Origin of the sequence: Burkholderia sp. KCJ3K979 (genome assembly GCF_016759955.1) — a bacterium.
GTDB classification, from domain to species: domain Bacteria; phylum Pseudomonadota; class Gammaproteobacteria; order Burkholderiales; family Burkholderiaceae; genus Burkholderia; species Burkholderia orbicola.
Map to the genome: position 1 here is coordinate 1 of NZ_JACFYV010000200.1, position 12,148 is coordinate 12,148.

Here is a 12,148-nt window from a genome sequence, read left to right on the forward strand (position 1 = left end):
ATCGACGTGCTCGTCAACAACGCGGGCTTCGGCGCGGCCGCACCGGCCGAACTCATGCCGCTCGACACGGTGCGCGCGCTGTTCGACACCAACACGATCGGCACGATCGCGGTGACGCAGGCCGTGCTGCCGCAGTTTCGCGCGCGCGGGGCCGGCGTGGTCGTGAACGTCACGTCGAGTGTCACGTTGAAAGCGCTGCCGCTGGTCAGCGCGTATCGCGCGAGCAAGGCGGCAGTCAATGCCTATACCGAATCGATGGCGGCCGAGCTCGAACCGTTCGGCGTGCGCGCGCATCTCGTGCTGCCGGGCCGCGCGCCCGACACGCGTTTCTCCGACAACGCACGAGCCAACATGCACGGCTTCGAGCACGAAGCGTATGCGGATTTCGTCGGCAAGGCCGTCGCGCGGATGCTCGATGCGTCGGGGCCGATCACCCATGCGCAGGACGTCGCCGAAGCCGTGTGGCGCGCGGCGACCGATCCGTCCAGCCCGATGCGCATGCCGGCCGGCGCCGATGCGCAGGCGTGGGCGGCGGAAGCGGGTTGAACGAGAGGGAATCCGTCGCGCCGGTCGGTTGAGCCGGCGCGACGGATCGCATGAGGGAGAGAACGGCGTTACGTTACAGCGCCCGCTTGATCGCCTGCTCCAGCAGCGACAGGCCGAGGTCGATCTCTTCGTCGCTGACGGTCAGCGGCGGCGCGATCCGGAACACGCCGCCCATGCCGGGCAACTGCACGATGTTCATGCTGAGCCCGAGCTTCATGCACTCGCGCGTGATCTTCGCGCCGAGCCCGTCCGCCGGCTCCTTGGTGCGGCGATCCTTGACGATCTCGACGCCGAGCAGCAGCCCGCGTCCGCGCACGTCGCCGATGCAGTCGAAGCGCTCCATCAGGTCGAGCAGGCCGCGCCGCAGCCGGTCGCCCATCGTGTTGGCGCGCGCGACGAGGCCGTCGCGCTGCACGACGTCGAGCACGCGCAGGCCGACCGCCGCCGGCAGCGGGTCGGACACATGGGTCGTATAGAACAGGTAGCCGAGCTCGTGCGCGCGTTCCTCGATGGCCGCGGACGTGACCATCGCCGCGAGCGGCAGCCCGGCGCCGAGCGTCTTCGACAGCGTCAGGATGTCGGGCGTCACGCCGTCGCGCTGGCACGCGAACATCGTGCCGGTGCGGCCGACGCCCGTCTGCGCCTCGTCGAGGATCAGCAGCATGCCGCGTTCCTCGCACTTGCGCTTGAGCGCGGCCATGTAGCCGTCCGGCAACTCGATGATCCCGCCCGAACTGAGGATCGGCTCCGCGATGAACGCGGCGAGATTGCCGCTCGACTGGCGGTCGATCAGGTCGAACGCGTAGTCGAGTTCGGCGAGCGGGTCGTACGCGCCGTTGCGCTCGAAGCGCGGCCGGTACGCGAACGGGGCCGGAATCGCGAACGAGCCGACCGCCGCGGGGCCGACGCCCTTGCGGCCGGCGCTGTACGTGGCCGACGCGGCGGCGCCCGTCATCCCGTGCCACGACTGCGCGAAGCCGACGATCTCGTACTTGCCGGTGACGAGCTTCGCCATCCGGATCGCCGCCTCGTTCGATTCCGCGCCGGTGCTGAGCAGCAGCGCGCGGTCGAGGCCGGCGGGCGTGAGGTCGGCCAGGCGCGTCGCGAGCCCGACGACCGGCCGCGACAGCATCCCGCTGAACAGGTGGTCGAGCTTGCCCGCGTATTCGCCGATCACGGACACGATTTCCGGATGGCTGTGGCCGAGCACCGCGCTCATCTGGCCCGACGTGAAATCGAGGATCGCGCGGCCGTCGGCATCGTAGACGAAGCTGCCCTTCGCGCGCTCGACGATCATCGGCTCGAACGTGCCGCCGTAGCGGACCAGGTGCTGCCTGGCGTTGCGCCAGAAGGTTGCGTCGTCGTTCAGGGACATCGGGCGGCTCCGGGCAAAAGGGCAGGGATCGCTTGCAGTCTAGGCGCGCGTCTGGTTTGATGGAATCGAATAGTTCTAATGCAAGCTAGAAATGGAGCTAATACCTTGGCGCTTTCGCTCGAAATCGACCTGCTGCGCTCGTTCGTCGTGATCGCCGAGGTGCGCGCGCTGAGCCGCGCGGCCGCGCGCGTCGGCCGCACGCAATCCGCGCTCAGCCAGCAGATGAAGCGGCTCGAGGAAGCGGTCGACCAGCCGCTGTTCCAGCGCACCGGCCGTGGCGTGGTGCTGACGCAGCCGGGCGAGCGGCTGCTCGTGCATGCGCAGCGCATCCTGCGACTGCACGACGAGGCGATGGCCGACCTGTGCGGCACGGGGCTGTCAGGGACGATCCGGTTCGGGTGCCCGGACGATTACGCCGAGGTGTGGCTGCCGTCGCTGCTGCGGCAGTTTTCGAGCCAGCATCCGCAGGCGATCGTCGAAGTCGTCTGCGGGCCGACGCCGCGACTCGTCGAACAGCTGGAGAAGCGCGCGGTCGATCTGGCGATGATTTCCGTGCCGGACGACGGCGCGACCGACGACGTCATTCGCCGCGAGCCGCTGGTCTGGATCGGTTATCCGGGGCTCGCACCCGCGCATTTCGATCCGCTGCCGCTCGCGCTGTCCGACCGCGACACGCTCGATCACCTCGCGGCGTGCGACGCGTTGACCCGCGCCGGCCGCGACTACCGCGTCGCGTATGCGAGCAGCAGCCTTGCCGGGCTGATCGCGCTGGTGCGCTCGGGGCAGGCGTTCGCGGTGATGACGCAGACGGCCGTGCCGGCCGACCTCGCGATCGTCAACGGCGATCCGCGCTTGCCGCCGTTGCCCGCCGTGGGCATTACGCTGCGGTTCGACCGGAAGCGGCCGTCGCACCTGACGGCCGCCTTCGCCGACCATATCCGGCAAACGCTGCCGTTGCTTTGACGGCCGACGTGAATCAGTCGACCATCGACGAAGCCGACGCCTGCGTGCGTCCCGGATTCTCCGCCGCCGCCGCCTCGCGCACGCGGATCGCCGCCTGCATGCCGGACAGCTTCAGTTCGGTTTCCTGATATTCGTTGACCGGCTCGGAATCGGCGACGATGCCGCAGCCCGCGAACAGCCGGCACGCGCCGCCCGCGATCAGCGCCGAGCGCAGCGCGACGATGAAATCGCCATTGCCGTGCGCATCGATCCAGCCGATCGGCGCCGCATACCAGCCGCGATCGAAGCCTTCGTGCGCACGGATGTGGTCGAGTGCCGGTGCGCGCGGATGGCCGGCCACCGCCGGCGTCGGGTGCAGCGCCGCGACCACCTGCAACAGCGTCGCATCCGCATTCAGCGTCGCGCGGATCGGCGTGCTCAGGTGCTGGAGCTTCGGCAGCCGGTGCAGCGACGGTTGATCGGGCACGTCGAGCGCGCGCGACAGCGGTGCGAGCGCGGCACGGATGGCGTCGACGACGAGCGCATGCTCGAGCCGCTCCTTCGCGGAAGCCATCAGCGCGGCGCCGAGTGCGCGATCGTCGTCGGGCGTGGCGCCGCGCCGGATCGTGCCGGCCAGCGCATGCGTGCGCACGTCGCCGGCCGCGACACGCGCGAGCCGTTCCGGCGTCGCGCCGACGAAGCACGCCCCGTCGCGACGGACCGCGAACAGGTGCGCATGCGCGTCGCGCCGCCGCAGCCGGCGCAGCAGCGGCGCGATCGCCACAGGCCGCGCGTACTGTTCGAGCACGTCGCGGGCGAGCACGACCTTGCCGAAGGCGCCGTCGTGGATCGCGTCCACCGCACGACGGACTTCGTGCTGCCATTCGCTCGCCTGGAGCGCCTGCGTGTGCAGCAGTTGCGGTGCATCGTCTTCCGCGGCCGGTGCAAGCGTGCCGAGCGACTCGATCCGCGCGAGGCACGCATGCGCGAGCGCGGCGGGATCGTCGTGGGCGGCGACGACGTGCTGGCAGACGGCCCAGTGCGCATCGCCTTCGCGCACGATCAGCAGCGTCGCCAGCGTCATGCTCGCATCGGGAAACGGCGCCCAGTGCGCGCTGCGCGGGCCCTGCGAATCGAACCGGAAGCCGCCCACCAGACGCGGCGGCTGCGGACCGGCCGTGACTGCGTCGCGCACGAGCGTGCGCCAGCGCGCATCGATCTGCGCGAAGCGCGTGTCGCCGGTGGCGCTCAGTTCGACCGCGCAATCCCAGCCGTACAGCGTGACGGACGCATCGCCGGCTTCGTGGAAGCACCACGGCGTGACGCCGTCGTCCCACGCGGCGATCAGGTCGAAGAAGTCGAGCGGGCGCAGCGGCACCGAGACCGACGCGAGCGTCGGCGTGCCGGTGGCGGCGGCGCGGCGGGCCGCACGCGCGAACGTGTCGTGCAGCAGCGGAAGGCCGGCGTTCATGCAAGCCCCCGCTGTTGTCGCCAGTATTGCGTTTGCTGCGCGATGTACCACGCGATGAGCTGGGCGAACAGCGTCTCGACGTAGTCGGCGTCGAGGCCGGCCTGTTCGGCCCAGCGGCGCCGGTCGGGCAGCATCGCGGCCACCCGCTCCGGCGCGGCGATGCTCGCTTCGTCCGGCTTGAAGCGCGACGCGGCCAACACGTACTGCATGCGCCGGCCGAGCGCGTCGATGATGTCGGCGTCCAGCCGATCGATCGCTTCGCGAATGTCGGGCAGCCCCGTGCAGGCGTCCGGTGTTTTCATGTGTACTCCTTTCCGTAACGAAGGGATTGGTCGATCCGTTCGACCAGATGGGCGATCACCGCCGGGTATTGGTGTCGCAGGTAGAAGTGGTCGCCGTTGAACGTCTCGACGCGGATCGGGCGCGACGCGACGTCCTGCCACGCATGCGCCTCGTCGCTGTCGAGCTCGGGATCGGCGAGCGGCAGCATCACGCCGAGCGGCGCATCGATGCGCGGTGGGCGGTCGCGCCGATACGTTTCGATCGCGCGGTAGTCGTGGCGGATCATCGGCAGGTAGATCGCGCGCATTTCCGGATCGGCGAGCAGCGCGGCGTGCTCGCCGGACAGCCGGGCGACGTCGCCGACGAGCGCGTCGTCGGATTGCAGGTGCAGATCCGACGCACGCTGGCGATGCGGCGGCGGTAGCGCGGACACCGCCACGTAAAGCGGCGCGGCGCCGCGCGCCTCGAGCCGCAGCGCAACCTCGTACGCGAGGGCCGCACCGAGGCTGTGCCCGAACAGCACGAGCGGTGCATAGGCATAGCGTTGCAGCGCGTCGGCGGCGGGGCCGGCGAGCGCGTCGATCGAGGGCAGGCACGGCTCGCCGAAGCGTTCCTCGCGGCCCGGATACTGCAGCGCGAGCAGATCGACGTCCCACGGCAGCGCACGGCTCCAGCCACGAAAGAAATTCGCGGTGCCGCCCGCATGCGGAAAGCAGACGAGCTGCGCGCGCGGGCACGGCGACAGCCGCAACTCGCGAATCCAGCTCGAACCGGTCGGGTGCGCGCTCATGCGGCCGCCGCCTGCAACTGGCGACGCAGCAGGTCGCGCAGCGATTTCTTGCTGGTCTTGCCGATGCCGGTTTCCGGAAAGCGCGACATGAATTCGATGCGGTCGGGGATCTTGAACGCCGCGAGCCCGCAATCGCGCAAGTAGCGTTTCAGCACGAGCCGGGACGGGGCCGGCGCGCGTGCGACCACGAACGCGCAGGTTCGCTCGCCGAGGATCGGGTCGGGCATCGCGACGACCGCCGCATCGTGTACCTGCGGATGCGCGAGCAACAGGTTTTCCACTTCCTCGGCGGAGACCTTCTCGCCGCCGCGGTTGATCTGATCCTTGTCGCGGCCTTCGACGACGAGGTCGCCGTCCGCGGTGCGCCGCACGCGGTCGCCGCTGCGGTAGAAGCCGTCGGCCGTGAACGCCGTCGCGTCGTGCTCCGCGAGCCGGTAGTAGCCGCGGATCGTGTACGGGCCGCGTACCTGCAATTCGCCGATCTCGCCGGGCGCGACCGGTGCGCCGGTTTCGTCGACGATGCGTACTTCGTCGCCTTCGGAAACGGGGCGGCCCTGTGTGTGCGCGATGCGCTCGGGCGCATCGTCGAGCCGCGTGCAGCAGATGAGCCCTTCGGCCATGCCGAACACCTGCTGCAGCCGGCAGCCGAGCACGGGCGTCACGCGTTCGGCCGCATGGTCCATCAGCCGTGCGCCGCCGACCTGCAGCACGCGCAGGCTCGACAGGTCGGCCTGCCGTTGCGGCTGCTCGTCGAGCCAGAGCAGCGCGAGCGGCGGCACGAGCGCGGTATGCGTGACGCGTTCCTGCGCGATCAGCGCGAAGCTCTGGTCGGGCTCGGGCCGCGCGGTCGTCACGACCCGGCCACCCGCGAGCAATGCACCGATCGTGCCGGGGCAGCACAGCGTGAAGTTGTGCGCCATCGGCAGCGCGGCGAGATAGACGGTGTCGGTGTCGAAACCGCTCGCGGCGCTGCACGCGCGCACGTTGTACAGGTATTCGCGATGGCGGCGCGGAATCAGCTTCGGCGTGCCGGTCGTGCCGCCGGACAACTGGAAGCACGCGATGTCGTCGGCGCGTGCCGAGCAGTCGAGCACGGGCGGCGCGTCGTACAGCGCGTCGAACGACGTGAACGCGTGATCGTCGCCGGCCATCACGATGTGCTCGAGCGTCGGGCAGTCGGCCTGCAACGCGGCCGCGAGCGGTCGGCAGTCGAAATCGCCGAGCTGCGACGCGCCGAGATAAGCACGCGCACCGGCGAAGCGGCAGAACGCGCCGATCTCGTAGTGACGGTGCGCGGGCAGCGCGAGCACCGGCCGCACGCCGAGCTGGAACAGCGCGAAGCACGTCTCGATGAAGCGCGCGCCGTTCGGCAACTGGACGACGACCGCGTCGCCGCGTGCCAGGCCGAGGCGCGCGAGGCCGCCCGCGAGGCGGCGAATGCGCGCGAGCAGATCGCGATAGTGCAGCCGCAGCGTGCCGTCGACGACGGCGAGCGCGTCGGGATGGCGCTGCGCGCATGCATCGAGCGCGTCGAAGAACGTCGTGTCCTGCCAGTAGCCGGCGTCGCGGTAGCGGCGCGCGAAGTCGTCGGGCCAGTCGGGCGCGTCGGCCGGCACGGCCGCCGTCAGGGAGGAAGGGGAGGATTGCATGCGCTGACCTTGGGTTCCGGCAAGTTGTCAGAAAATGTAAATGAGAGGTATTATCATTTGTAACAGGTGCTGCGATAGCGCCGTTTCTTTCGATATCGCGGCAATTTCGTTCGATCGGGCGTCGGTCGCGCGGCACCCGCCCGGTCCGGCCGGACAATCGGCCGGTTGCCGCCGGCGCGCGCCGGTCCGCGCGTGCCGCCCAACCAACGGACCTCCGATGAGATCGACCTCCTTCGCTTCGTCACGACGTCACCCGCCGGTGCTCGTGCCCGGCAATCATCCGGGTGTGGTGCACATCGACGCGGGCATGAAACTCATGAGCGGCACGCTGTGCTCGGATAGCCGCGACTGGTACGAGGAGCCGCTCGAAAAAGGGCTGAAGCTCGTCCTCGTGCAGAGCGGGCAGTTGCGCTGCCGCGTGCCGGGCCAGCCCGAGCAATGCATCAAGGGGCCGGGCCTGTGCGTGATCGCCAACGATGGCGAATTCACCACCCACCAGATCTACGACCGCGACGTGCCGCTGCGCTACACGATCGTGCAGCTCGGCCTCGATGCGCTCGACCGCAACCTGAGCCTGCTGCCGGAGAAGATGCTCGCGCCGACGGGCGGCGATCCGCGCATCGTCAGTTGCCCGGCGTCGAAGGCGCTGCAGGCGCTCGCCGTGCAGATCGCCACCTGCCCGTTCGAGGGTGCGGTGCGCGAGTACTACCTGAAGGCGAAGGCGTTCGAGCTGACCGCGCTGAGCGCGCAGCTGCTGGCCACGCAGCGGCAGCACGCGCCGGCCGACGTGCGCGTCACGTCGTCGGATGTCGAGCGCGTGTATGCGGCGAGCGACATCCTGACGCGCGAGCTTCAGCATCCGCCGACGCTCGACGCGCTCGCGAGCCGCGTCGGGATGAATTCGCGCAAGCTGACGGCCGGCTTCCGCAAGGTGTTCGGCACGAGCGTGTACGCGTATCTGCAGGAATACCGGCTGCGGACCGCGCACGCGATGCTGTGCGCGGAGGATGCGAACGTGTCGACCGTCGCGTACCGCGTCGGCTACAGCCCCGCGCATTTTTCGATCGCGTTCCGCAAGCGCTACGGCATTTCGCCGAGCGATATCCGCGTGTCGTCGAACGCGATCGACAACGAGGAACTGGCGGGCGCGGCGATCTAAAACAACTGACCGGCAGCCTAAAGGAATCGACCGGGCTCATGGGCGTTAATGAGATAGATTCTCATTCACAGGTGGCCGCCGCCGCGCGGAACCGCCGTCGAACGACCCATACAAGGCGTGCCCATGAGCCAGACCGTTGTCGATTCCACTACCGACCATTCCGATCCTTCCTGTTGTTCTTCCACTGAATTTCGCGCGCGGCTCGTTGCGCTGATCGCCGAGCTGCTCGACGAATCCGTCGACGAGATCGCGTCGCTCGACGATGACGAGGACCTGCTGAGCTGCGGCCTCGATTCGATCCGGCTGATGTATCTGCAGACACGCGTGAACCGGCTCGGCCATGCGCTGACGTTCGATGCGCTCGCGCGCACGCCGACGCTCGGCGCGTGGACCACGCTGCTCGCCAATGCGCCGCGTATCGCTCGCACGGAAGCCGTCGTCGCTGCCGAAGCGGTCGACGTGCATGCGCCGTTCGAATTGTCCGCGGTGCAGCAGGCGTACTGGCTCGGCCGCGGCGACGGCGAGGTGCTCGGCAACGTGAGCTGCCACGCGTTTCTCGAATTCCGCAGCCGCGCGATCGACCCCGTTCGTCTCGACACGGCATGCCGGCGCGTGCGCGAGCGTCATCCGATGCTGCGCGCGCGTTTCGACGGCGGCCGTCAGCAGATCCTCGCCGAATCGGACGCGCCGGTGTTCGCGCACGCGGACTGGCGCGACCGGACGGCGGCCGATGCGGAAACCGAATGGGCGTCGCTGCGCGCGTTCCGCTCGCACGAATGTCTCGACGTCGAGCACGCGCAGGTGTTCATGATGGGGCTCGCGCAGATGCCCGGCGGCGAGGATCGCGTGTGGCTCAGCGTCGACCTGCTCGCGGCCGACGTGGACAGCGTGCGGCTGCTGATGCAGGAGATCGGCGTGGCCTATGCCGAGCCGTCGGCGCTGCCGGATGCGCCGTCGACGTGGTTCCCGGCCTGGCTCGCGCGTCGCGCGGCCGAGACGCGCGATGCGCGGGCCGCGGCGCGTGACGCCTGGCAGGCGCGGCTCGCGACGTTGCCGGAAGGGCCGGCGCTGCCGCTCGCCCGCGCGCCCGAAACGATCCGCGCGCCGCGTTTCAGCCGCGTCGCGCATACGCTGAGCACGGACGAGTTGACGCGTCTGCAGGCGCGCGCCGCGCAGCATGGCGTCACGCTGTCGTCGGTGTTCGGCGCGGCGTTCGCGGCCGTGCTCGCGCGCTGGAGCGGCCGGCAGGCATTCCTGCTCAACGTGCCGCTGTTCGACCGGCACGGCGATGCGCCCGATCTGGGCCGCGTGATCGCCGATTTCACGACGCTGCTGCTCGTCGAATGCGACGTGCGCGCCGATGCGAGCGCGGCCGACGCGATGCGCGCGTTCCAGCAGCGGCTGCATGGTGCGATCGCACAGGCCGCGTATCCGGCGCTCGACGTGCTGCGCGATGCGCGTCGGCAGGGCACGCCGCGTGCGGCGCCCGTCGTGTTCTCGTGCAATCTCGGTGACGAACCGTTCGTGCCCGATGCGTTCGCGCAGGTGTTCGGCGATCTGCACGACATGATTTCGCAGACGCCGCAGGTATGGCTCGACCATCAGCTCTATCGCGTGCCGGGCGGTGCACTGCTCGCGTGGGACAGCGTCGACGGGCTGTTCCCGGACGGAATGATCGACGCGATGTTCGGCGCGTATGTCGCGTTCGTGCAGGCGCTGTGCGATCGCGACTGGCGGCTGCCGATCGCGGTCGAGCTGCCGTCCGCGCAGCGGCGCGTGCGCGACACGCTCAATGCGTTGCCGGCTCCCGGCCGCGCGCGCACGCTGCATCACGATTTCTTCGCGCTGGCCGCACGCGAGCCGGCCGCCGTGGCGTTGCGATGCGGCGATCGCGCGGTGACGCGCGGCGAACTGGCCGCGCAGGCGCTCGCGATCGCGGGCGGCTTGCGCGCGGCCGGGATCGGGCACGGCGATGCCGTCGAGATCAGTTTGCCGCGCGGGCCTGCGCAGGTCGCGGCCGTGTTCGGCGTGCTGGCGGCCGGCGCATGCTACGTGCCGCTCGACATCGCGCAGCCGGTCGCGCGCAAGGCGCTGATCGAGCGTGCGGCGGGCGTGAAGGCCGTGATCGACGACACCGCGTGCGCGGGCGGGCCGCTGCCGCATGTCGGTATCGCCGCGCTGTCGCGGCATGCGCCGCTGGCCGCGCCGCTCGAGGTCGCGCCGCAGACGACCGCTTACGTGATCTACACGTCCGGTTCGACGGGCGTGCCGAAGGGCGTCGAGATGACCCACGCGGCGGCGATCAACACGATCGATGCGATCGATGCGCTGCTCGGCGTGCGCGCGGACGACCGGCTGCTGGCGGTGTCGGCGCTCGATTTCGATCTGTCGGTGTACGACCTGTTCGGCGCGCTGGGTGCCGGTGCGCAACTCGTGCTGCCGACGCAGGACGAAGCGCGCGATGCGGCGCGCTGGATCGAACTGATCGCGCAGCACCGCGTAACGCTGTGGAACTCGGCGCCCGCGCTGCTGGAAATGGCGCTGGCCGTGCCGGCCGCTAGCGATGCATGCCGCAGCGTGCGTGCGGCGCTGCTGTCCGGCGACTGGATCGCGCTCGACCTGCCGGCGCGCGTGCGCGCGCGCTGCGGCGAGGCCTGTGCGTTCCACGCGCTCGGCGGCGCGACCGAGGCCGGGATCTGGTCGAACGTGCAGACGGTGCGCGACGTGCCGCCGCACTGGCGTTCGATTCCGTACGGCCGGCCGTTGCCGGGGCAGGCGTATCGCGTCGTCGATGGCGACGGACGCGATGTGCCCGATTACGTGCCGGGCGAATTGCTGATCGGGGGTGACAGTCTCGCGCGCGGCTACCGGAACGATCCCGAGCTGACCGCGCAGCGCTTCGTGCAGCACGCGTCCGGCCGCTGGTATCGCACCGGCGATCGTGGCCGCTACTGGCCGGACGGGACGCTCGAATTCCTCGGGCGCGAGGATCGGCAGGTGAAGGTGCGCGGGCACCGGATCGAGCTCGGCGAGATCGAGGCGGCGCTGGCCGCGCATCTGTTGATCGACGGCGCGTGTGCGAGCGTCGTTCACGGCGAGGCCGCGCGCATCGTCGCGGCGTTCGTGCCGAACGATTGCGCGGCGGCGGACACCGTGCCGTCATCGCTCGCGGCTGCCGACATGGCCGACACGATGCCGGCGGAAACGGCTGTCTCCCGCGCCGTTGCCGGGCGGCTGCTCGACGGCGACGCGGGCCTGCCGCCGTCGCTGCGTGCGCACTGGCACGCAAAGGGTGACGCATCGATCCCGATCGACGACGCGCTCGATCGGCTCGACTGGCAGGCAACCGATCTCGACGATCTGACGGCCGCGCTGCGCGCGCTCGCCGCCGACCCGGATACCGCCGCGCAACGCGTGCCGCTGGACCCGTGCGTGGCGCCGCTCGCGTTCGCAACGCGTTTGCCGGACGGCGTTCGTACGCTGCGCGAATTCGCCGCCGCGCTGGACGCGCAGGCCGCGGCACACACAGGTGCGCTGCGCGTCGCGGTGCTCGATGCCCGCGCGGGCCAGGCGCTCGATGCGGGGCTCGGCGTGCTCGACGATCCGCGCTTCGACGTGACGCTGTTCGACGTGTCGCCGGGCCTGCTGCACAACGCGCAGGCACGCTTCACGCGAACGCTGCCCGCGTTGCAGACGATGCAGGACGGCTTGCTGCCCGCACGCCATCTCGGCGCATTCGATTGCGTGATCAGTTTCGTGGCGGCCCACCTGCGCGACGATCCGCGCGACACCTTCCGGATCGCGGCCGCGCTGCTCGCGCGGGACGGGCGCCTGCTGCTCGCCGACGTGCTGCGCGATTCGCCGCTGCGCGAACTCGTCGCGAGCGTCGCGGGCGATGCGTCGGTGCCGCGGCCGTTCGCGCACGATGCGCTCG

9 protein-coding genes are annotated in these 12,148 nt (G+C 70.3%); 4 read left to right on the forward strand and 5 right to left on the reverse strand.

Translation table 11 applies throughout. The features are described 5' to 3' along the window. A partial coding sequence (locus H3O04_RS28670; RefSeq protein ID WP_202588955.1) for an SDR family NAD(P)-dependent oxidoreductase occupies window positions 1-546 on the forward strand: 546 nt, incomplete at its 5' end. Window positions 547-619: 73 nt separating this feature from the next. On the opposite strand, the gene H3O04_RS28675 is transcribed toward H3O04_RS28670, so the two are convergent. Continuing rightward, window positions 620-1,921 (reverse strand): aspartate aminotransferase family protein, encoded by a 1,302-nt coding sequence (locus tag H3O04_RS28675; protein WP_006480726.1) that lies wholly within the window; start codon window positions 1,919-1,921, stop codon window positions 620-622. A 78-nt stretch (window positions 1,922-1,999) separates the two neighbouring features. Between H3O04_RS28675 and H3O04_RS28680 the strand changes: the two genes are divergently transcribed. Beyond that, window positions 2,000-2,884, forward strand: coding sequence for a LysR family transcriptional regulator (locus H3O04_RS28680; protein WP_006480727.1), 885 nt, complete (start codon window positions 2,000-2,002; stop codon window positions 2,882-2,884). Between the two features lie 13 nt (window positions 2,885-2,897). Here the strand turns inward: H3O04_RS28680 and H3O04_RS28685 are convergent, their stop codons facing one another. From H3O04_RS28685 to H3O04_RS28700, 4 genes are read right to left on the reverse strand one after another with little or no spacing between them, the layout of a single operon-like run. Continuing rightward, window positions 2,898-4,334, reverse strand: a complete 1,437-nt coding sequence (locus H3O04_RS28685) for an isochorismate synthase (RefSeq protein WP_202588956.1) — start codon at window positions 4,332-4,334, stop codon at window positions 2,898-2,900. Then, complete coding sequence (locus H3O04_RS28690) at window positions 4,331-4,636, reverse strand: isochorismate lyase (protein WP_006480729.1); 306 nt, start codon at window positions 4,634-4,636, stop codon at window positions 4,331-4,333. Before H3O04_RS28690 ends, H3O04_RS28685 begins: the two co-directional genes overlap by 4 nt. After that, the gene (locus H3O04_RS28695) at window positions 4,633-5,406 is read right to left on the reverse strand and encodes a thioesterase II family protein (RefSeq protein WP_202588957.1); all 774 of its coding nucleotides are present in this window, start codon (window positions 5,404-5,406) and stop codon (window positions 4,633-4,635) included. The genes H3O04_RS28690 and H3O04_RS28695 overlap by 4 nt, the downstream gene beginning before the upstream one ends. Continuing rightward, window positions 5,403-7,055 (reverse strand): (2,3-dihydroxybenzoyl)adenylate synthase, encoded by a 1,653-nt coding sequence (locus H3O04_RS28700; RefSeq protein WP_202588958.1) that lies wholly within the window; start codon window positions 7,053-7,055, stop codon window positions 5,403-5,405. Before H3O04_RS28700 ends, H3O04_RS28695 begins: the two co-directional genes overlap by 4 nt. A 217-nt stretch (window positions 7,056-7,272) precedes the next feature. Between H3O04_RS28700 and H3O04_RS28705 the strand changes: the two genes are divergently transcribed. Together H3O04_RS28705 and H3O04_RS28710 are read left to right on the forward strand one after the other, a co-directional pair. Then, window positions 7,273-8,214, forward strand: coding sequence for a helix-turn-helix transcriptional regulator (locus tag H3O04_RS28705; RefSeq protein ID WP_011547171.1), 942 nt, complete (start codon window positions 7,273-7,275; stop codon window positions 8,212-8,214). A gap of 123 nt (window positions 8,215-8,337) precedes the next feature. Continuing rightward, the coding region (locus tag H3O04_RS28710) for a non-ribosomal peptide synthetase (protein WP_202588959.1) at window positions 8,338-12,148 on the forward strand (3,811 nt) is incomplete at its 3' end.